Source organism: Flavobacterium buctense, from assembly GCF_014486695.1.
GTDB classification, from domain to species: domain Bacteria; phylum Bacteroidota; class Bacteroidia; order Flavobacteriales; family Flavobacteriaceae; genus Flavobacterium; species Flavobacterium buctense.
The window spans coordinates 219,268-241,376 of record NZ_JACTAB010000004.1 but is presented as its reverse complement, the minus strand read 5'-3'; the positions used below and the strand labels follow the sequence as shown (position 1 = coordinate 241,376).

Below are 22,109 nucleotides of genomic sequence, written 5' to 3'. Positions count from 1 at the left end.
AACACACACACACACAACTAAACATGAAAAAATTATTACTAATTGCTACTTTACTGGTATCAATTTCATTGTCAGCTCAGGTGACTATTGAACAAACCAAGCACGATAACGATATCAAATTATCGGCTTTGCCTTACTACAGTTTTGGTAAAGGCATCGGGATAACTTCTCCTGATAGTTTGTTCCAAATGAATATTCGTTTCCGAATGCAAAATCGCGTTTCATATATTGAAAATGATGGTGAAAACGGAGCCTATGACGGACAAGTGCGTCGTTTGCGTTTGCGATTTGACGGTTATGTTGGAAATCCGAAATTCTTATATGCAGTACAATTGTCATTTGCACCCGGAGATGTTGGTGAGGTTAAAGAAGGTGAAAATATCAACATCATTAGAGACGCGGTCATATTTTACCGTCCAAATAGACATTGGAACATTAGCTTTGGACAAACTAAATTACCTGGAAACCGCCAACGCGTTAATTCCTCAGGAGGTTTGCAATTAACAGACAGAACTATTAACAATGCTAAGTTTACTATTGATAGGGATTTTGGTATCCAAGTTCATGATATGAACGAATTCAAAGATAAATTCTCCTATAATTTTAAAACTGCTATTTCAAGTGGTGAAGGAAGGAATCAAACCGGCAAGGCTGATGGAGGAATTGCCGTTACCGGAAAATTAGAGTTGATGCCTTTTGGTGCTTTTACCAAAGACGGAACTTATTTTGAAGGTGATGTTATGCGTGAGAAAAAACCAAAATTATTATTGTCAGGTGCTTTCCATCAAAATAATCACGCCCAACGTACTCAAGGTCAATTAGGTAATGATTTGTTTGAAAGCAGAACCATGAAATCAGTTTTATTAGATGCTATGTTTAAGTATAACGGTTGGGCTGCTATGATGAGTTATATGTCGAGAACCACCAATGATAACGCCATTACGGTTAATCCGGATGATATAACCGAGAGTAATTATGTTTTTATAGGAAATGGTTTTGATTACCAAGCCAGTTACAATACAAAAAACAATTACGAATTTATCGCCAGATATTCTACTCAAAATGTGGGTAAAGATATTCAAGCATTAACCCCAAACACCCGTGAATATTCGGTAGGTGTAACCAAATATATTTGGGAACACACCTTTAAATTACAAGCCGAACTCAACTATGATACCTTGAAATATTTTAATGGAAATACCAAAAATAACTGGTACTTGCGTTTTCAAGTTGAAATCGGAATATAATGCAAAGCCTCTTCGGAGGCTTTTTTATTTAATAGTACATTAACTTTTGTTTTATTATTTATTGGTTAATTTTATAGCAAACTAATTTAATTCCTATGAAACTAAAAACAATCCTGTTGGCGATTGTAATGCCATTATCATTTTCAACCTTCGCACAACTAAACCCTATCGATTATAAAGACGGTGAACAAGTGTTAAGCGGTTTTGGCATAAAGCCAAAAAGTGAATTAAAAGACAAACCCGGTGTATTGGTTTTACCGGCTTGGTTTGGAATTGATGCTCATTCTCAAGAAAGCGCAAGTAAATTAGCTGAACTGGGTTACTATTCCTTCGTTGCTGATATTTACGGAAAAGACAATCGTCCGAAAAACAGTGCCGAAGCCGGAAAAAATGCCGGTTATTACAAAAAGAATTATGCCGAATACCAAAAGAGAATCCAGTTGGCTTTAGACCAATTGATAAAACTCGGCGCCAATCCTGATAAAATTGTTGTTATGGGATATTGCTTCGGAGGAACCGGTGCGATTGAAGCTGCAAGAGGTAATTTAAAAGTACAAGGCGTAGTTTCGTTCCACGGTGGTTTAGGCAAAGATGCCGCCAGAGCTATAGGAAAAATTAATACAAAAGTCTTAGTGCTTCACGGTGCCGATGATCCTTTTGTACCCAAAGAAGAAGTAGATGGTTTTCAAGCAGAAATGAGAGCTTCCGGTACCGATTGGCAAATGGTTTATTATGCCAATTCCGTGCACGCATTCACCCATAAAGATGCGGGAAGCGACAACAGTAAAGGCGCAGCTTACAATGAATTAGCCGATAAACGTTCGTGGATTGCTCTAAAAGATTTCCTCAAAGAAGTATTGTAATTCCTCTTTTACTTAATAAACGAAGCCCAAAATAGTCAACTACTTTGGGCTTCGTTATTTCTATAAAATACAAAAGTCGATCTGGAGCGATCGACAATTGCGGCGAGGTGTAACTCCCTTTCGGAATCCTCGTGGCAAATATACATTGTTATTTTAAATTTTGAATTATAAATTTTAAATTGTTTTAAAGTTATTATTAATGCTTCTACCATTTATAATTCAAAATTCATAATTATTTATTAGAGTCTCTCACCAATCTTTTCAAAATTGCCCATTGTTTCAAAGCATCACGAGCATCAATGGCAGGATAACCCAATACCGTTTTACCGGCTTCAATATCTCCGGCTACACCTGAACCTGCACCAATGATAGCACCGTCACCAATAGTCGTATGGTCCTTGACGGAAGCACTTCCGCCAATGATAACGCCGTTTCCTAACGTTACCGAACCGGCCAAACCTGAATTTCCGGCCATGATACAGAATTTGCCCAATTTAGAGTTGTGCCCAATTTGCACCAAATTGTCAATTTTACAACCATCACCTAAGACAGTCGAACTGAACTTACCTCGGTCAACACAAGAGTTAGCGCCAATTTCAACACCATTGCCCAAAATCACATTGCCGATTTGCGGAATTTTAACCAAGCCTCTTTCCGGACAAGGTCTGAATCCGAAACCGTCTGCGCCAATTGTGCAATTGGGATGTAAAATACAATGACTGCCCACATGACAGCGCTCACGGATAATAGTGCCCGACCAAATGATGGTGTTTTTTCCAATTGTACATTCGTCTAAAATAGTCACATTCGGATAAATTGTTGTGTTTTCACCGATGACAACATTCGGACCAATATAACAGCCGGCGCCAATTCGGACACCATTTCCAATGGAAACGGAGTCGTCAATAATTGCTGTTGGATGTATATCCACAGAAAATATTGGTGGAGCAGGAGCAAACATCTCCAATACTTGTGACATGGCTAAATCGGCATTTTTCACTTTAATAAAAGCACGATTATCACCCGGTTCAATGCTGATGTCTTGGTTTACCACGGCAACACAAGCTTTGGAAGTGGCCCAAAGCTTTTCATATTTTTTGTTGCCAATAAAGGATATTTCAGTCTCCGAAGCAGATTCTAATTGTTCCGGAGCGGTTATTTTATGGGATGTACTACCGACAATTTCGCCTTGTAATACCTCATTAATTTCTTGAATTGAAAAAGAACGCATAGTGGTTTTGGTTGGTTATAGTTCTCAAATTACTGAAATTGTATTTGAAAATCCTAATAATCCCAAACCAAAAGGTTACTTATTCTTCTTCTTTTTGTCCCATCATCATTAAATAGGCTTTCAAAAACTCATCGATATTACCGTTCATTACACCATCAACATCACTGGTTTCGTAACCGGATCGCACGTCTTTCACCAATTTATAGGGATGCATCACATAATTCCGAATTTGTGAACCCCATTCGATTTTCATTTTTCCGGCTTCGATGTCGCTGCGTTGGGCTTGTTGTTTTTTTAACTCAATTTCATACAATTGTGATTTCAACATTTGCATCGCCCGTTGTCGGTTGTCTTGTTGCGAGCGTGTTTCCGAACATTGAATTTGGATGCCCGTGGGTTTGTGGAATAATTGTACTTTGGTTTCTACTTTATTTACGTTCTGTCCACCGGCGCCACTCGAACGCGAAGTGATGATTTCGATATCGGCCGGATTGATTTCAATTTCAATAGTATCATCCACTAACGGATAAACATAAACAGATGCAAAAGACGTATGACGTTTGGCATTACTGTCAAAAGGAGAAATTCTCACCAAACGATGTACGCCGTTTTCTCCTTTTAGGTAACCGAAAGCATAATCGCCTTCGATTTCTAAAGTCACCGTTTTGATTCCGGCAACTTCACCTTCTTGAAAGTTCAACTCTTTGACTTTATACCCTTGATTTTCCGCCCACATTAAATACATGCGCATCAACATCGACGCCCAATCACAGCTTTCCGTTCCGCCGGCACCTGCTGTAATTTGCAGCACAGCACTCAAACTATCCCCTTCATCAGAAAGCATGTTTTTGAATTCTAAACTTTCGATATGGGTATTGGTGAGTTCGTATTGTTCGTCGAGTTCCGCTTCCGTGGCATCGCCGTCTTTGAAAAATTCGTACACCATTTGGAGTTCTTCCGCCATGGCATTGCCTTTCTCAAAATCTTCCACCCATTTTTTCTTAGAGCGCAAGTTTCTGACAATGATTTCGGCTTCTTTGGCGTTGTTCCAAAAGTCGGGTGCAAAGGTTTTTTCCTCTTCGTTGGTAATTTCTATAAGCTTGGCATCAATGTCAAAGATACCTCCTCAACGCACCAAGGCGTTCTACAATACCTTTTATTTGTTCGGTATTTGTCATAAATAATGTAGTTTTGTGGTTTACAATTGAACCCTAGCCCCGATAGTAGTGAAATCCTTTTTTAAATTTCAATTTAAAAAAGATTGTAGCGAATAGCGGGATTAGCTTCAAATAAATATAATGCGAAAGTAAGCTATCTTCATAAAATATGGAAATTAATTTAATCAGTGATACCGTAACCAAACCTTCTCCCGAAATGTTGCAAGCCATGTTCAACGCCAAAGTTGGTGATGATGTGTTCAAGCAAGATCCAACCGTTAATGCTTTTGAAAAAATGGTAGCCGATTTGTTTGGGAAAGAAGCCGCGTTGTTTTTTCCTTCGGGAACGATGGCGAATCAAACGGCGATTAAATTAAACACCAATCCCGGAGACCAAATCATTTGCGATAAATGGTCGCACATTCACTTGTATGAGGCCGGTGGCGCTTCATTCAACAGCGGAGTCAACTTTAATTTATTGGATGGAAACAGAGGAATGATAACTGCGGAACAAGTTAAAGCCGGAATTAATGATCCTGAGTTTTATCACGCACCATTGTCAAAAATGGTAGCTATTGAAAACACAACCAACAAAGGCGGCGGCGCTTGTTATGATTTAGAGGAATTGAAAAAAATCAAGCAAGTTTGTGTCGATAATAATTTAAAATACCATTTAGACGGTGCGCGTTTGTGGAATGCGATTGTCGAGAAGAAGCAGCATCCGAAGCAATTTGGGGAATTGTTTGATACCATTTCCGTTTGTTTTTCTAAAGGATTGGGTGCGCCGATTGGTTCAGTTTTGATTTCTGATGCTGAGACGATGCATCGCGCATTGCGTATTCGAAAAATATTTGGGGGCAACATGCGCCAATCGGGTTATTTGGCGGCAGCCGGCATTTATGCTTTGCAAAATAACATCAACCGATTAACCGACGACCACAGAAGAGCTAAAGAACTCGGGCAAACTTTACAACAATTACCTTGGGTTGCTAAAGTAGAACCGGTGGAAACCAATATTATTGTATTTTCCGTTCAGCCACAAATTGATGACAAGGCAGTAATGGACAAGCTAAAGCAAAAAGGCATAGTGATTAGTTTGCTTGGCAAAGGTGCGTTGCGAATGGTTACGCATTTAGATTACCGTCAAGTGATGCATGAATATGTTTTGGAAGCGTTGGGAAAAATTGAATTTTAAGTAGACAACTGTTAATTGTTAAGTTTATAACTTTCTGTTAAAACCAAAATCGCCTTTAATAGTATGGTTATTTTTGTAGTTGATAATAAACAACTCCATGCCCGAAACTATACTATTACCGCCAAAAGCTACTATTATTCCACACCCGTTGGAAAAACACGGTCATGTTCGCACCGATAATTACTATTGGTTAAACCAAAGAGAGAAATCGGAAGTGATTGATTATCTGAATCAAGAGAACGAATACTACCAACAATCGACTGCGCATACCAAAGAGTTCCAAAAAGAGTTATTCGAAGAAATGAAAGCCCGAATTAAGGAAGATGACGAATCGGTTCCTTATTTCTATAATGGTTATTACTATATCACGCGTTTTGAAAAAGGCAAAGATTATCCGATTCATTCGCGCAAAAAAGGCAGTTTGGAAGCCCAAGAAGAAATCCTATTCGATTGCAACGAAATGGCTAAAGGGTTTACCTATTTCAACTTGGCCGGTTTAAGTATTAGCGAAGACAATGTTTGGGCGAGTTTTGGGACCGATACTGTTTCGAGAAGACAATATACTATTCAAATTAAGAATCTTCAAACGGGAGAAATACTTCCCGTAAAGATTGAAAACACTACCGGAGGCGCGACTTGGGCGAGTGATAATAAGACATTATTTTATACCCGAAAAGACGACCAAACCTTGCGTTCAGATAAGATTTACAAACATAAAATCGGAACCAATTCTGATAAAGACAAGTTGGTTTATTTTGAAAAAGATGAAACGTTTGATGTTTCGGTTTATAAATCGAAGTCGAAGAAATACATCATAATCAATTCTAACAGCACGTTAACAACAGAATACCGAACGGTTTTATCCGCTACGCCTGACGCTAAGTTTACCATTTTCCAAAAAAGAACACGCGGATTAGAATATTCGATGTCGCATTTTGGAGACCATTTTTATATAGTAACCAATAAAGACAAGGCAACCAACTTCAAGTTGATGAAAACACCTGAAAACGCTACCACAAAGGAAAATTGGGTAGATGTGATTGCGCACCGAGAAGATGTTTTGTTAGAAGACATTGATATTTTCAAGGATTACCTAGTGGTTGCTGAACGTGCGAATGGTTTGAACCAAATTCGAATCATGCCTTGGAATGGAGTAGGAGCATACTATTTGCCTTTTGACAGTGAAACTTATACGGCATATACGACAACCAATCTCGATTTTGATACCGAAATCCTTCGTTATAGCTTTCAATCATTAGCAGTGCCATCATCTGTATTTGATTTTAATATGAAAACGAAGACCAAAACCTTGTTGAAAGAACACGAAGTTTTAGGTGGCCAATTCGATAAAAACAATTACACCGAAGAACGACTTTGGGCAACAGCCAAAGACGGAACTAAAGTCCCAATATCAATGGTCTATCGCAAAGGTATCAAGAAAGACGGAAACAATCCAACGCTATTGTATGCTTACGGTTCTTATGGTGCTACGATGGATTGTTATTTTTCTTCAGTGCGATTGACGTTATTGGACAGAGGATTTATTTTTGCGATAGCACATATACGCGGTGGTGAAGATTTAGGCCGACAATGGTATGAAGACGGCAAGTTGTTGAAAAAGAAAAATACGTTTACCGATTTCATCGATTGTTCCCAGTTTTTGATTGACAATAAATATACATCACCACAACATTTGTACGCGGAAGGCGGTTCTGCCGGCGGACTTTTAATGGGTACTATAGTAAACATGGCACCATCTTTGTACCACGGAGTCATCGCGCAAGTGCCGTTTGTGGATGTAGTGACAACAATGTTGGACGATACAATCCCTTTAACTACGGGAGAATATGATGAATGGGGCAATCCGAATGTGAAGAAATATTATAATTATATGCTTTCCTATTCGCCTTATGACAATGTAGTAGCGCAAGACTATCCGAATATGTATGTATCGACCGGATTACACGATTCACAGGTACAATATTGGGAACCAGCGAAATGGGTCGCCAAATTAAGGGTTTTGAAAACTGATAATAATCAGTTATATTTGGATACCAACATGGAAGCAGGTCACGGAGGAGCGTCGGGAAGGTTTGAAGCCATTAAGGAAATCGCCAAAGAATACAGTTTTTTGTTAGATTTAGAAGGAATAAAAAGATAGTTTAAAATATTTTATTAAATTTGCAAAGTTAAAAAGTCTGTAAAATTGACTTGTTAATACGCCTTGACTAATTTATTTTATGAAAGAAGATATAAAAGCTCACGATAATGTGTTAAGTCTAATAGGGAATACTCCACTAATTAGACTTAATAAAATCACAGAATCTTTACCGGGAAATTTTTACGCTAAGGTTGAAGCCTTCAACCCAGGTCACTCCACCAAAGACAGAATTGCATTATATATTATTGAAGAAGCAGAAAGACAAGGCATTTTAACGCCGGGTGATACTATCATTGAAACTACATCGGGTAATACCGGTTTTAGTTTGGCTATGGTGAGCATCATTAAAGGATATAGCTGTATCTTGGCGGTAAGTTCTAAATCTTCGAAAGATAAAATAGATATGTTGCGCAGTTTAGGTGCCAAAGTATATGTTTGTCCGGCACACGTTTCTGCCGATGACGAGCGTTCATATTACAATGTAGCTAAGCGTTTACACGAAGAAACCAAAGGTTCTATTTATATCAATCAGTATTTTAACCAATTGAATATTGATGCGCATTACAAATCAACGGGTCCGGAAATTTGGGAACAAACCAATGGAAAAATTACCCACTTGATTGCGTGCAGCGGCACCGGAGGAACGATTTCAGGAGCAGCGAAGTTTTTGAAAGAACAAAATCCGAATATTAGAATTTTAGGCGTTGATGCATTTGGTTCAGTATTGAAAAAATACCACGAAACCAAAGAGTTTGATGCTGAAGAAATTTACCCATACAGAATAGAAGGTTTAGGAAAAAATCTAATCCCAACCGCAACTGATTTCGATTCTATCGATCATTTCATGAAAGTTACGGATGAGGAAAGTGCGCACACTACTCGTGAAATTGCTAAAAAAGAAGGATTGTTTGTAGGTTACACTTCAGGAGCCGTAATGCAAGCTATTAAGCAATATGCTGAAGAAGGTGAGTTTAACGAAAACAGTAATGTAATTGCTATTTTCCCAGACCATGGTTCGCGTTATATGAGTAAAGTATATAGTGATGACTGGATGAATGAGCAAGGTTTCTTTGACAGTGTTAATGCGGAAGAAGTACAGAAGATAGAATTCATTAAGTAATTAGAATTACTTTTAGATATAGAAAACGCCGAGCATTGCTTGGCGTTTTTGTTTTCTTATTATTCAATAACTAATGCGTCTTTTATTTTCTTTTTATTCTGAATCATCAAAAGAGTTTACTTTAAAAATAAATTGAATTTTTATGGGGTCTTTTTTTGAATTTGGATATTTCTCAGCATTTATTTTTTTTTCAAATTCTTTCATTATATCTAAATCTAATTCATCTCTTACTGCAAAATCTATTTTGTTTTCAATTTTTCCTAGTTCAATCTGAACCATTATTTTTCCCGGTTTGTCAGAGTTTTTGAAAAGCTCCTCAAAAATAGCCTTCATTTTAGTTAAAATTTCATTGATATCTTCAATAGAACTGTTTTCTTTAAGTTCGGCATCTGAATTCAAAAAAACAACCTTCTCTAATTTTGTTTCTTTAACTCCTTTCGGGATTGAATCAATTACTTTTCCATCTCGATACATTACTACTTTTGAGTTTTCATTACCAGACTCTTTATTTAAAGGAGGAACTTCATCCAGCCACATAAGTTTTAAATCCTTTTTTAAAACATTTAAAATATAATTGTGATTTTTTGTTTCTACAATTAATAATGGTTCGTCTATATCAAATGAAATGACTGACCAATAGTATCGTAATTCTTGTTCATTCGCTTTTCTGATGATGTAATTTTCAGTTATCTCTTTCCTGAATTCATTCCAAATTATTTTGGAATCATTAATGTCTTGACTCATTTTGCCTTCTAATATCAAATCATCAACATGAAAAGACACTTTACCTTTTTCAATCGTTTGTATTTTTTTATATTCTTTAAAACGGCTCCATAATACTGGACCAACAATAAGTGTTTTTTGTAATAATGAATAGTCAGTACTATCAGCAATATTACTGGTTATCATTTTTTTTGTTTTGTCAATTATTTTGTCACTACAGTAATTATAAACAATTCCTTTAGGAATAGTAATGGTTTCAATTTTCTGTGCTGAGCTAGAGTTAAAGGCAAATAGAAGAAAAAGTATAGTTGTTATTTTCATAATTATTTCGATTGAAATTTTAAATGACTAAATAGCGTTTAGTCAAATATAACAATAATACTTATTGTTTTTACGCAGATTCGCCATTTTAGCCCCGATAGGAGCAAGCTACCATGTAGCGCGGATAGCGGGAGCAATAGTGAAAGAACCCCAAAACGTTCTGCTCCTAAAAACAAAAAAACGCCAAGCAAATGCCTAGCGTTATATTTAATATCTAAAATTTAATATCTGATATTATTCTTCCATCGTATGATACACGTTCATCACGTCGTCATCTTCTTCGATTTTTTCGATTAGTTTTTCTACGTCGGCCATTTCGGCTTCGGTTAGTTTTTTAGTGATTTGCGGAATTCTTTCGAATCCGGAAGACAAGATTTCAATGCCACGGCTTTCCAATTCTTTTTGAATGGCTCCAAAGCTTCCGAAAGGCGCGTAGATTAAGATTCCGTCTTCATCGGCAAAGATTTCTTCGGCACCGAAATCGATGAATTCTAACTCCATTTCCTCAATGTCGATATTGTTGTTTGGGATTCTGAAGTTGCAAGTGTGGTCGAACATGAATTCAACCGAGCCTTGTGTGCCCAACGTTCCGTTGCATTTATTGAAATAACTTCTGATGTTGGCCACGGTTCTGTTGTTGTTGTCGGTAGCGGTTTCAATTAAAAGGGCAATTCCGTGTGGTGCATAACCTTCAAAAAGTTGTTCTTTATAGTTGGCCGTATCTTTGTCGGTGGCTTTTTTAATAGCGCGTTCTACGTTTTCTTTTGGCATATTAGCTGCCTTGGCGTTTTGCATTACCGCTCTTAAACGGGAATTGGCTTCCGGGTTTGGTCCGCCTTCTTTCACCGCCATGACGATGTCTTTTCCGATACGTGTAAAGGCTTTGGCCATGGCTGACCAACGCTTCATTTTTCTTCCTTTTCTAAATTCAAATGCTCTTCCCATTTCTGATAGAATGTTTTTTTATTTTGTGCAAAAATAACGGTTTATTCGGTTATTGCAAACGATAGAATCTACAAATTAACCTTGGGGAACGTGTGCCGAAATAAAAATGTCTCCGGTCGAGTTCCAATTGTTGATTATGGTGTTTTTTTCTTGTAAATTGGTGTTGTTGATTTTATTGTAATTGTCGATTTCTTTGTTGATTTGCTTGACCATACCATTGTAGTTTTCGATTTCTTCTTTGGTTCTGTCTTTGTCTGATTTGGATTCTAATGATTTTTTGGCGGTTTCAAATTTTTCATTGAACATGAGGAAATCAACTACCTTAGGCGCAAACTGTTGGGCTTGTTTTTTATAGTATTCCAAAGCTTTTTTGGTGGTTAAAACCATAGTATTGTCGCCATCATAAGGTTTGATGGTTTTTAGTTTTTCCAACCCTTCGTCAGCATACTGAATCAAAGCGCTACTGTTTTGTTGGATAGCACCAAGGTCTTTCTTTTCTATGGCTTGTGACAGAAACAAATCGGTTATATTAGTTTTGAAGAAGATCAGGTACAATTGAGTATGGTAATCAAAAACTTCTCCTGAGATTTTCATCTTTTTACCCAATTCGCTTACGTCTTCGGTGAGGTTGATGTTGTATTTGGTGGCGAAAGTTTTTTGGGCCAAACTCACTTTTTCATATTCGGCATCGATCTTTTTATTGACCAAATCACGTGTCATAATGTAAGCTTCCATTAAATCATAAGATTCCTCAGCCACTTCTTGCATGTTGATGATTTTGTCGTATTCTTCGTTGATGTTTTTTTCAGAGATATTTAGAAACTCTATTACTTGATTTCGGTAATCTACATCGCCTTTGTAACCGTCTTTTAAAGCACTGACTTTTTTGTTGGCGGTTTGGATGCTTTTTACCAAGAGCTTTCTGGTGTTGTCAATGCGACGAGCACTTTTAGAATGCGCCACAGCAGAAGTGTACTTCCACATGCTCTTAGAAATGTTCTCTTGTTCTTTACCGATGTAGCTTAGGTACTCAACCGGAGATTTGAATTCTTGGGCTTTTATATTTAAACTAATAAAAAATGTAATAACAAATAGTAATTTGATTTTCATAAAGTTAGGGTTTTATGTTTTTAATATCGTTTAAAATGTTTACGGCTTCCAATATGTGATAGTTTTGTTTGATGTCTTTTACTCTTTCAGTATTGAAACTCTTTAAGTATTCGTCAAACTTTTGGTTTTCTATATCAATGGAATTTTGTTCAACAGTCATGGATAACTTTTTTTCACCGGTTGATTTGATTTCTTTCCAAAGTTTGTTTATGCTATTGACCTCATCAAAAACCTTGTCAAAATGCAACAGTATTGGAGGCAAATCATTATCGTATAACGGATTGATTTTAGTGTTTAAAGCTATAATTTCATTCGCGATTGGATTTTGTTCAATGCGTTTTTTGCTTAAAGCCATCACTTCGTCTTTGAATTCATTACTCAATCGGTTGTACTTAACAATTACACTAATTTCATCATTTTGCAAAGCGGTTTTGTTACTGTCTTCACGTGGCATTTGCTTGTCAAACAACAACGGAATTTCAATATCGGGCATGATGCCGGAATATTGGTTACTTTTTCCGGTAATGCGGTAGAATTTTTCCAAAGTTAATTTTAGAAACTCTTGATTGTCATCATCTAAAGGAAATATTCTTTGCATAGAAGCTTTTCCCAGGGTTCGATTTCCAACTAAAATAGCACGATTATAATCTTGCATGGCATTGGCAAAAAACTCACTCGCAGAAGCCGAAAAACCATTGACCATGACTACTATAGGTCCGGTGTAAATTGTACCACGACGCATGTCCTTCAGGATTTCTTTTTTGTTTTTGTTGTCGTTCATTATAGCCAAAGGACCGGCGTCTATAAACAATCCGGATAGTTTGACTGCTTCCTCCATTGAACCACCGCCATTGTTTTCAACATCGATGATGATTCCGTCGATTTGGTCTTCTTGGAGTTTGTAGACTTCTTTAGCCACATCATTACTCGCGCTGGATTTCCCGTTTTCAAAAGTAGCATAGAAGCTTGGAATTCGAATGTAGCCAATAGTAGCATTGTCGGTTTTAATTTTGAAACTAAAGACATTGTTTTGGTAATCCTTCATTATTTTTTTACTCAAGCGTACACTGTACACTTCACCGCTTTTTTTTCTAAAGGTAAAATCGGCGGTTTTGTATTCGTTTGATGTAATAATTTCATCTATTTTTTTCATCGAAGCGCAGGCGATTTCATACTCATCGTTTTTGTGTTTGACTTTTAACAGTTGGTCACCTTTGTCGATTTTCTCGGTAAAATAGGCCGAACTTCCGGGTAAAACTTCATCCACGGTCATTTCGTCTTTTTCGGTCATGGAAACATAAAGCCCGAAAGTAAGGTTGTCTGAACTTACGTTGGAATAAAAAGAAGATTTGTCACTTTGGGAGAAATAATCGGTATGCGGATCAAAATAAGAGCAAAATACCGAAAGGAAAGCCGAATTGAATTCTTCTTTAGTGAGTTCGTAGCTTCTGATTTTGCATTCGCTCTTATCAAAAACTTTGGCTTTACTGGTTGCTGCTAAAGTCTCAAAATTGGCAGTAAGTGAGTCTTTGTTGGTACTCATTTCCGACACATCGCGAAGAATGTTGAAAAGGATTCTTTTTTTGTATTGATGCTTTAATTCTGCTTCATCTTTGGCATAAGGAAATGCCTCTTTGGAGAACTGAACTTTTTCTGAACTGCTTAAAGGAAAAGGTTCTTTTTTGAGGGTTTCTATAACGGTTTTATATCGCAATACCGTTTTGGAGTAAGCAGCGTAAAAATCGTCTAAAAAGGTACAGTCATTAGTAGTCAGATAATCATCAATTTTTAGCTCGTGCTTTTGCAACCATTTGATTTCGGGTTCAATGAATAAGCGGTTTTCTTCGTCTAAACGGCTGAGCAGTGTTTTAAAAACATAAACCGATAAACTGTCGTCTACCGGTTTTGGCTTGTAATGGTTTTCCTGAATAAGTGTGTTGATTCTTGATAAGGTTTTACAAGGGTTTTTCTCCGTTTGACCGAGTAGGAAAAGAGGAAAAAGCCCTATGATTAAGAATCGGTTCACTTTAATTATTTTTTATAAAACGGCAATTTGACCACTTTTGCTTTTACTTTATTGTTTCTGATTTGGATATAAATGTCACTGTCAACCGCTGATAATTCCGTTTTTACATAGCCCATTCCAATTCCTTTTCCTAAAGATGGTGCCATAGTTCCAGAAGTAACAATTCCGATATTGTTTCCCTCAGCATCTACAATTTCGTAGTCATGACGCGGAATGCCTCTTTCAATTAATTCGAATCCAACCAACTTACGAGTAACGCCGGCTTCTTTTTGTTTCAAAAGGTTTTCTGAATTGGTAAAGGTTTTGGTAAATTTGGTAATCCAACCCAAACCGGCTTCTAATGGAGAAGTAGTATCGTTGATGTCATTTCCGTATAAACAAAATCCCATTTCCAAACGTAAAGTATCACGCGCCGCTAAACCAATTGGTTTGATGCCAAAAGCGGCACCGGCTTCGAATACTTTATTCCAAACTTGTTCTGCATCTGAATTTTTGCAGTAAATTTCAAATCCGCCCGAACCGGTATAGCCTGTAGCAGAAATAATTACGTCTGAAACTCCGGCAAATGGCCCAACTTCAAAATGATAATATTTGATTTCAGATAAGTTTACGGAAGTTAAGGACTGCATGGCTTCCACCGCTTTTGGTCCTTGTATTGCCAACAAAGAATAGTCCTCAGAAATGTTTTTCATGTCAACACCTAAATCATTGTGTGAAGAAATCCAGTTCCAGTCTTTGTCGATGTTTGACGCATTGACTACCAATAAATATTGGTCTTCTTTCATTCGGTAAACGATTAAATCATCTACGATGCCACCGTCATTGTTTGGTAAACAAGAATATTGTGCACGCCCGATTTCGAGAACCGAAGCGTCATTAGAAGTTACTTTTTGAATTAGTGCCAAAGCATTTTCGCCCGTAAGCAAAAATTCACCCATGTGTGACACGTCAAAAACGCCTACGCTATTTCTTACGGTTTCATGTTCGGCATTTACACCTTCATATTGCACCGGCATGTTGTACCCGGCAAATGGTACCATCTTAGCCCCTAAACTTTCATGAATGTGTGTTAAAGCTGTGTTTTTCATTATAAATTAAATTGTGTTGTTGTTTGTTTATTTTAAATTTGATTTTGCAATTGTCATTGCAATTGAAAATTATTTTCTAACGAAAGGCGGTAAAAGTTTGGTTGAAACTTCACCAAAACCAATTCGAACCGAACTGTTTTTACAAAAACCTTTCATAGTGACCGTATCATTATCGTTGATGAATTTGCGTTCGCTGCCATCATTCATTACAATTGGATTTTTTCCGCCCCAAGTTAATTCGAGCATAGAACCAAAACTATCCGGTGTTGGACCAGAAATCGTTCCCGAACCCATCATGTCTCCTGAATTAATTCGGCAACCGTTAGAAGTATGATGTGCCAATTGTTGCGACATGGACCAATACATGTATTTGAAGTTGGATTTAGAAACCAAACTTGGTGCTACATTTTCAGGTTCGATATAAACTTCTAAATTGATGTCAAAAGCGTGTTTTCCTTTTTGTTGCAAATAGGGAAGTGGCATCGGTTCTTGGTTTGGTCCTTTGCATCTAAAAGGTTCTAATGCATCCATTGTTACAATCCATGGCGAAATTGATGAAGCAAAGTTTTTCGCTAAAAATGGTCCAAGTGGTACATATTCCCATTTTTGAATATCGCGTGCGCTCCAATCGTTTAGTAAAACCATACCAAAAATATATTCTTCTGCTTCATTTACCGGAATGTTTTCTCCCATGATATTGGCATCGGTAGTGATAAAAGCAGTTTCCAATTCGAAATCAACTAATCTTGACGGACCAAAAACGGGTGTGGTTTCTCCGTTAGGCAAAGTTTGTCCCATTGGTCGATGAATTGGAATGCCTGATGGAATAATAGTGGAACTTCTTCCGTGGTAACCAACCGGAATATGCAACCAGTTGGGTAACAAAGCATTTGCAGGGTCTCGGAACATTTTTCCAACATTAGTAGCGTGTTCTTTACTGGAATAAAAATCAGTATAGTCGCCAATCAACACTGGAAGTTGCATCTCAACATCTTCCATTTTAAAGATTACTATTTCTCTGTGCTCAGGATTATCTCTTAGCTTCGGATTGTTACTGTCAAAAATATCGCCAATTCTGTTTCTTACTAAGCGCCAAGTCTTTTTTCCGTCAGATATAAAATCGTTTAGCGTGTCTTGCATAAACATATCATCGGTCAAATCAATACCTTCAAAATAATTTAATTGCTGCAAAGCGCCTAAATCGATAGCGTAATCACCTATTCTTGTTCCGATGGTGATGACATCCTCCTTAGTCAAGAATACACCAAAAGGAATATTCTGAATGGGAAAGTCACTGTTATTGGGGACATTAAGCCAGGATTTACGGGTGGGATTGTTTGTTGTTAAAGGCATGATAGTGTTGATTTAGTTGTTGAAAAATTAGCAATCAAATATATCATTTACTATTAATTTAACAAACGATTTTTGTAATTTTGACCTCAATTTAACGAAATAATTTCAAATGCAACGCGACGAACAAATTTTTGACTTAATTCTTGAAGAACAAGAAAGACAAATTCACGGAATTGAACTTATTGCCTCTGAGAACTTTGTAAGTGATCAAGTGATGGAAGCAGCTGGTTCTGTATTGACTAATAAATATGCTGAAGGCTATCCCGGTAAAAGATATTATGGTGGCTGTGAAGTGGTAGATGTGATTGAGCAAATCGCCATCGACAGAGCAAAAGCTTTATTCGGTGCCGAATATGTTAATGTTCAACCACACTCAGGTTCTCAAGCAAACACCGCTGTTTTTGCGGCTTGTTTAAAACCGGGCGATAAAATCTTAGGATTCGATTTGTCTCACGGTGGTCACTTAACTCATGGTTCTCCTGTGAATTTTTCAGGAAAATTGTACTCGCCAAGTTTTTATGGTGTGGAACAAGAAACCGGAGTGTTGAACTATGATAAAATCCAAGAAATCGCAACTAAAGAGCAACCGAAAATGATTATTGCAGGCGCTTCAGCCTATTCTCGTGACATGGATTTTAAACGTTTCAGAGAAATTGCGGATAGCGTTGGCGCTTTATTGTTAGCCGATATCTCGCATCCAGCCGGTTTAATTGCCAAAGGCTTGATGAATGACCCAATTCCACATTGTCATATCGTTACAACTACAACGCATAAAACGTTGCGTGGACCAAGAGGCGGAATGATTATGATGGGGAAAGATTTCGAAAATCCATGGGGTTTAACAACGCCAAAAGGAGAAATCAGAATGATGTCTCACGTTTTAGACATGTCGGTTTTCCCGGGAAATCAAGGCGGTCCATTGGAGCATATCATCGCAGCGAAAGCAGTAGCGTTTGGCGAAGCTTTATCAGATGAGTTTTTTGCTTATGCAATGCAAGTCCAAAAAAATGCCAAAGCGATGGCGGAAGCTTTCGTAAAAAGAGGTTACCATTTAATCTCTGGAGGAACAGACAACCACATGATGTTAATCGACTTAAGAAATAAAAACATTTCCGGTAAAGACGCCGAAATTGCTTTGGGCAAAGCCGAAATCACCGTGAATAAAAATATGGTACCGTTTGATGACAAATCACCGTTTGTGACTTCAGGAATTCGCGTTGGAACTCCGGCTATTACGACTCGTGGTTTAGTAGAAAGTGATATGGAAACGATTGTTGATTTAATCGACAGAGTGTTGATGAATTCAACTAACGAAGAATTATTAGCCGAAATCGGAGACGAAGTAAACGACATGATGAGCGAAAGAGCGATTTTCGTTTACTAAACAGTAAAAAACAGTTATACAAAAACCTTCAAGAGTTCGCTTTTGAAGGTTTTTTATTTTACCACAATATCGTATTTCTGTAACAATCCTTTCAAACCATCAGTTGAAAAAACAGCCTTTTTGATTTTATTTTTTTCAGGGTCAAAAGCATAATCATAACTGGTGGAAAAATCAGCTTTGTTGGCAATAGTGTCAATAAAAACAGCTCTTCGCAGATTACAATTGTCGAATAAAACTTCGGTTAAATCACTTGCCATAAAATCGACGGCAATCATACTGCAGTTGATGAATTGCATTTTTTTCATCTTCAAGGCGTAGAATTGGGCATAATCCAACAAACAATCCTTGAAGTGAAACTCAAAAATTACTTGGTCGGTCATGGCAAAATTGACATTGGTAAAATTGCATTTGGTAAACCAAACACCGCGCAAGGAAACATAATTGATTTTAGTGTCTTTAAAATTGCAATCAAAGAAATTACAGTCGACAAAAGTTACCGTTTGGAAGGTGCAATCGGTGAAGTCGATGTTGTAAAACGTGCAGTTGTCAAACTCTTTGAATTTCGTATTGACATCATTAAAAACTTCGTTTCTGAATTCTTGGTCTGCTATATAATCTGAATGCATAAGTCATATATTGGTGTGTAAAACTACTAAATTAAATTGCATTTTCTTACTAACAATTGTTGATAAATTATAGGGTGTAAAAATGATTTTTTCAATCACCAAAGGGGGAAAAGCAATACATTTGATTGTACTCTAAATCTTGAATTATGAGAATCGAAACCGATCTGAAACTGGGCTTTAAAGATGTAATGATACGACCAAAACGGTCGACATTAAACAGTCGAGCACAAGTGTCTTTGGAAAGAGAATTTAAATTTTTACACAGCACGCACGTTTGGACAGGTATACCTATTATGGCGGCCAATATGGATACGGTTGGCACTTTCGAAATGGCACTGGCTTTAGCCAAAGAAAAACTCTTTACAGCCATCCACAAACATTACACGGTAGCGCAATGGAATGATTTCTTGAAAAGCGCACCAAACGAAATTGCCGATTACATCGCCGTTAGCACCGGAACCGGTAAAAGTGATTTCAAAAAGATAGTAGAAATATTTACTCAGAATCCACAACTTAATTTTCTTTGTATTGATGTGGCTAATGGTTATTCAGAACATTTTGTGGAGTTTCTGCGTCAAGCGCGAAAACAATTTCCGGATAAAGTAATCATTGCCGGTAATGTAGTGACAGGTGAAATGGTTGAAGAACTTTTACTAGAAGGAGCCGATATTGTCAAAGTGGGGATTGGACCTGGTTCGGTTTGTACCACCAGAGTGAAAACCGGTGTTGGTTATCCGCAATTGTCTGCTATTATTGAATGTGCCGATGCGGCTCACGGTTTGGGCGGACATATCATCAGCGATGGTGGTTGTGCGATTCCGGGCGATGTGGCCAAGGCTTTTGGAGCAGGTTCCGATTTTGTCATGTTGGGTGGCATGTTAGCCGGTCATAACGAAAGTGGCGGAAAACTGATTGAAGTCAATGGTGAAAAGTTCAAAGAGTTCTATGGTATGAGTTCGGAAACTGCTATGAAAAAACACGTGGGTGGTGTTGCTGATTACCGTGCGAGTGAGGGCAAAACGGTTCAGATTCCTTATAAAGGCGATGTGATAGTTACTTTGCACGATATTCTAGGTGGTATTCGAAGTACCTGTACTTATGTTGGCGCTTCCAAATTAAAAGAACTGACCAAAAGAACAACATTTATCAGAGTAACTGAACAAGAAAATACCGTTTTCGGTAAATTATAAAGATGACAAACGGAACAGCCTTTTTTAAATTTTGTCCCCATTGTGGTTCGCAGGATTTTGAATATAATAACAATTTCAAGTTCAACTGTCATATTTGTGATTTTGTATTGTACCATAACATAGCGGCAGCAGTGGCGATTGTATTTACTTATGAAGACAAAGTTTTGTTTACGGTAAGAAACGCCGAACCTGATAAAGGTAAACTCGACTTACCCGGCGGTTTTATTGATCCTGGTGAAACTGCCGAAGAAGCGGCTTGTCGGGAAATCAAGGAAGAAATAGGATTAGATATTTTACCACAAGCACTCAAGTATGTTACTACTTCACCCAATAATTATTTGTATAAAAATGTAGCCTACAGAACGATGGATATTTTTTATGAATGTGAATTGGCTTCAAACAATATCTCCATTACAGCAGAAGAGGAAATCAAGGATTTGATTTGGATCAAAAGAAACCAGATTGATTTGGATGCCATAGGTTTTGTATCTATTAAAAAAGTAATTCAGGAACGATATCTTTTGGAATAAGCCATTTTGGTTGATTTTTTAGTACAAAAAAATGTTATTTTTGAATAAACTAATCCTTTCAGAATGTCATCCAATCCAAATAAAATCACCAAACTTTTTCGACTAATCAAGCAATCACTCAAAGGTGAAGAACATGATTATACGCAAGGCAATGTAAAAACGGCTATTCTTTTATTATCAGTGCCGATGATTTTGGAATTGAGTTTAGAATCAGTATTTGCTGTAGTGGATATTTATTTTGTGGGTCACTTGCCCAATGCTGATGTAGCAGTAGCTACGGTTGGTTTAACCGAAGCCGTAATCTCCTTAGTTTACACACTCGGAATTGGTTTGAGTGTTGGTGCCACAGCCATTGTAGCTCGACGGGTTGGGGAAAAAGATTTTACGGAAGCTTCTAAATCCGGAGCACAAGCCATTACGGTTTCTTTGATTGTGGCAATTTTGGTAGCTATTTTGGGGGTTACTTTTGCTTCTGATATTTTAGCCATAATGGGTGCACAACCCGAAGTTATTAAAGAGGGAACTACTTTTGCCCAAGTCATTTTTGCCAGTAGTCCCGCCATTATTTTGCTGTTTTTGATTAACGGAATATTTAGAGGTGCCGGAGATGCTGCGATGGCGATGAGAAGTCTTTGGTTGGCGAGTATCATCAATATCATTTTGTGTCCGCTACTCATTTATGGTTACGGACCGTTTCCGGAACTGGGTTTGGTTGGCGCTGCAGTTGCCACAGCAATAGGTAGATCAACCGGAGTAATTTATCAATGCTATCATTTGTTTGCCAAAAGCAGAACGATTAAAATTTACAAGACGTATTTCAAACCTAATTTCGAAATTATAAAATCTTTGTTGAGCATTTCCACACCCGCGATGTTGCAGTTTTTTATCCAAAGCGGCAGTTGGATTGTTCTGACTTATATTGTTTCAGTAACCGGAAGTACGGATGCTAGTGCCGGTTATCAAATTGCGATTAGAAATGTAGTGTTCTTTATCTTGCCGGCTTGGGGATTGAGTAATGCGGCTGCGACTTTGGTTGGACAAAATTTAGGTGCCAAACAACCCGAACGCGCCCAACAAAGCGTTTTATTGACGACCAAATACAATATCATTTTCATGAGTTTAGTGACTTTGCTATTTGTTTGTTTTTCAGAATTAATTATCAGTTTTTATACTGAAGACAAAGTGATTTTGGCTTATGGAAGTCAGGCATTGCGAATCATCGGATTAGGCTATGTATTTTATGGAATAGGAATGGTGATGATACAAGCGCTGAATGGCGCAGGCGATACCAAAACGCCAACCTGGATTAATATTGTTTGCTTTTGGATGATCCAAATTCCATTGGCTTGGTTTCTTGCGGTTTATCTTGACCTTGGGCCGCTAGGCGCTTTTATTGCAATTCCTTCTGCGGAAACCGTTTTGGCTTTATTGGCTTTTTATTATTTCAAAAAAGGGAAGTGGAAGATAGTTCAGGTTTAAATGTTTTCTAATAAAAAAGCCCATACTTTTGTATGAGCTTTTCTTTGTTTTTGTGACCTCGACTGGATTCAAACCAGTAACCTTCTGAGCCGTAATCAGATGCGCTATTCAGTTGCGCCACGAGGCCTTTTTTGTGGGTGCAAATATAGGTATTTAAGTGTAATTTACAAATGGAAATTAAAATTTAAACGAATATTTTTTAGTTTTTCAACGCGTTTGTGGTAACATAATACCGCCAGGCAATTATAGCCATTTGCCATTTCTTGGCTTTTGCCAAATCCAATCCACGCTTGGTGAAGCTTGGTAAAAGAAGTTTGTTGAGTTTGGCTAAAATTTTATACATCATATTTACTTTAGTGT

19 protein-coding genes and 1 tRNA gene are annotated in these 22,109 nt (G+C 37.5%); 9 read left to right on the top strand and 11 right to left on the bottom strand.

Going from position 1 to position 22,109, the window contains the following annotated elements:
- Nucleotides 1-23 precede the first annotated feature (23 nt).
- Nucleotides 24-1,247 carry a porin gene (locus ICG50_RS08490; RefSeq protein WP_187660480.1) on the top strand — a complete coding sequence of 408 codons (1,224 nt, stop codon included), beginning with the start codon at nucleotides 24-26 and terminating at the stop codon, nucleotides 1,245-1,247.
- 95 nt (nucleotides 1,248-1,342) lie between these two features.
- Entirely contained in the window at nucleotides 1,343-2,110 is a 768-nt protein-coding gene (locus ICG50_RS08485) for a dienelactone hydrolase family protein (RefSeq protein ID WP_187660479.1), read from the top strand.
- Nucleotides 2,111-2,342: 232 nt separating this feature from the next.
- Here ICG50_RS08485 and lpxD read toward each other — a convergent pair whose 3' ends face one another.
- Entirely contained in the window at nucleotides 2,343-3,341 is a 999-nt protein-coding gene (gene lpxD / locus ICG50_RS08480) for a UDP-3-O-(3-hydroxymyristoyl)glucosamine N-acyltransferase (protein WP_187660478.1), read from the bottom strand.
- Nucleotides 3,342-3,420: 79 nt separating this feature from the next.
- Nucleotides 3,421-4,519 (bottom strand): peptide chain release factor 2 gene (gene prfB, locus ICG50_RS08475; RefSeq protein WP_187660477.1). Its coding sequence is split into 2 segments (ribosomal slippage): nucleotides 3,421-4,455 and nucleotides 4,457-4,519, totalling 1,098 coding nucleotides; the frame shifts between segments, so codons are not numbered across the junction.
- Between the two features lie 148 nt (nucleotides 4,520-4,667).
- On the opposite strand from prfB, the gene ICG50_RS08470 reads away from it, so the two are divergent.
- The 3 genes from ICG50_RS08470 to capA all read left to right on the top strand — a co-directional run bounded on the left by ICG50_RS08470 (nucleotide 4,668) and on the right by capA (nucleotide 8,974).
- A complete protein-coding gene (locus tag ICG50_RS08470; protein ID WP_187660476.1) occupies nucleotides 4,668-5,693 on the top strand; it encodes a threonine aldolase family protein in 1,026 nt (341 codons plus the stop codon).
- Between the two features lie 97 nt (nucleotides 5,694-5,790).
- Nucleotides 5,791-7,854 (top strand): S9 family peptidase, encoded by a 2,064-nt coding sequence (locus ICG50_RS08465; RefSeq protein ID WP_187660475.1) that lies wholly within the window; start codon nucleotides 5,791-5,793, stop codon nucleotides 7,852-7,854.
- Nucleotides 7,855-7,933: 79 nt separating this feature from the next.
- A complete protein-coding gene (gene capA / locus ICG50_RS08460; protein ID WP_187660474.1) occupies nucleotides 7,934-8,974 on the top strand; it encodes a cysteate synthase in 1,041 nt (346 codons plus the stop codon).
- A 93-nt stretch (nucleotides 8,975-9,067) separates the two neighbouring features.
- Here capA and ICG50_RS08455 read toward each other — a convergent pair whose 3' ends face one another.
- The 6 genes from ICG50_RS08455 to fahA form a co-directional block, all read right to left on the bottom strand.
- Nucleotides 9,068-10,018: a hypothetical protein gene (locus tag ICG50_RS08455; protein WP_187660473.1), complete on the bottom strand. Its 951-nt coding sequence runs from the start codon at nucleotides 10,016-10,018 to the stop codon at nucleotides 9,068-9,070.
- A 234-nt stretch (nucleotides 10,019-10,252) separates the two neighbouring features.
- Nucleotides 10,253-10,963 (bottom strand): YebC/PmpR family DNA-binding transcriptional regulator, encoded by a 711-nt coding sequence (locus tag ICG50_RS08450; protein WP_187660472.1) that lies wholly within the window; start codon nucleotides 10,961-10,963, stop codon nucleotides 10,253-10,255.
- 75 nt (nucleotides 10,964-11,038) lie between these two features.
- Complete coding sequence (locus ICG50_RS08445; protein ID WP_187660471.1) at nucleotides 11,039-12,073, bottom strand: LIC11966 family surface protein; 1,035 nt, start codon at nucleotides 12,071-12,073, stop codon at nucleotides 11,039-11,041.
- 4 nt (nucleotides 12,074-12,077) lie between these two features.
- The gene (locus ICG50_RS13185) at nucleotides 12,078-14,099 is read right to left on the bottom strand and encodes a S41 family peptidase (protein WP_187660470.1); all 2,022 of its coding nucleotides are present in this window, start codon (nucleotides 14,097-14,099) and stop codon (nucleotides 12,078-12,080) included.
- A 5-nt stretch (nucleotides 14,100-14,104) separates the two neighbouring features.
- Nucleotides 14,105-15,187, bottom strand: a complete 1,083-nt coding sequence (gene gcvT / locus ICG50_RS08435; RefSeq protein ID WP_187660469.1) for a glycine cleavage system aminomethyltransferase GcvT — start codon at nucleotides 15,185-15,187, stop codon at nucleotides 14,105-14,107.
- 69 nt (nucleotides 15,188-15,256) lie between these two features.
- Nucleotides 15,257-16,540 carry a fumarylacetoacetase gene (fahA, locus tag ICG50_RS08430; RefSeq protein WP_187660468.1) on the bottom strand — a complete coding sequence of 428 codons (1,284 nt, stop codon included), beginning with the start codon at nucleotides 16,538-16,540 and terminating at the stop codon, nucleotides 15,257-15,259.
- 109 nt (nucleotides 16,541-16,649) lie between these two features.
- Between fahA and glyA the strand changes: the two genes are divergently transcribed.
- Complete coding sequence (gene glyA / locus ICG50_RS08425) at nucleotides 16,650-17,924, top strand: serine hydroxymethyltransferase (protein WP_187660467.1); 1,275 nt, start codon at nucleotides 16,650-16,652, stop codon at nucleotides 17,922-17,924.
- A gap of 53 nt (nucleotides 17,925-17,977) precedes the next feature.
- Here glyA and ICG50_RS08420 read toward each other — a convergent pair whose 3' ends face one another.
- Entirely contained in the window at nucleotides 17,978-18,550 is a 573-nt protein-coding gene (locus ICG50_RS08420; protein ID WP_187660466.1) for a pentapeptide repeat-containing protein, read from the bottom strand.
- Between the two features lie 146 nt (nucleotides 18,551-18,696).
- On the opposite strand from ICG50_RS08420, the gene ICG50_RS08415 reads away from it, so the two are divergent.
- The 3 genes from ICG50_RS08415 to ICG50_RS08405 all read left to right on the top strand — a co-directional run bounded on the left by ICG50_RS08415 (nucleotide 18,697) and on the right by ICG50_RS08405 (nucleotide 21,749).
- Nucleotides 18,697-19,740 carry a GMP reductase gene (locus ICG50_RS08415; RefSeq protein ID WP_187660465.1) on the top strand — a complete coding sequence of 348 codons (1,044 nt, stop codon included), beginning with the start codon at nucleotides 18,697-18,699 and terminating at the stop codon, nucleotides 19,738-19,740.
- A 2-nt stretch (nucleotides 19,741-19,742) separates the two neighbouring features.
- Nucleotides 19,743-20,270, top strand: a complete 528-nt coding sequence (locus ICG50_RS08410; RefSeq protein ID WP_187660464.1) for an NUDIX hydrolase — start codon at nucleotides 19,743-19,745, stop codon at nucleotides 20,268-20,270.
- Between the two features lie 63 nt (nucleotides 20,271-20,333).
- Nucleotides 20,334-21,749, top strand: a complete 1,416-nt coding sequence (locus ICG50_RS08405) for an MATE family efflux transporter (RefSeq protein WP_187660463.1) — start codon at nucleotides 20,334-20,336, stop codon at nucleotides 21,747-21,749.
- Between the two features lie 53 nt (nucleotides 21,750-21,802).
- On the opposite strand, the gene ICG50_RS08400 is transcribed toward ICG50_RS08405, so the two are convergent.
- Together ICG50_RS08400 and ICG50_RS08395 are read right to left on the bottom strand one after the other, a co-directional pair.
- A tRNA-Arg gene (locus ICG50_RS08400) sits at nucleotides 21,803-21,876 on the bottom strand.
- A gap of 72 nt (nucleotides 21,877-21,948) precedes the next feature.
- Entirely contained in the window at nucleotides 21,949-22,092 is a 144-nt protein-coding gene (locus ICG50_RS08395) for an SsrA-binding protein (RefSeq protein ID WP_187660588.1), read from the bottom strand.
- Nucleotides 22,093-22,109 lie beyond the last annotated feature (17 nt).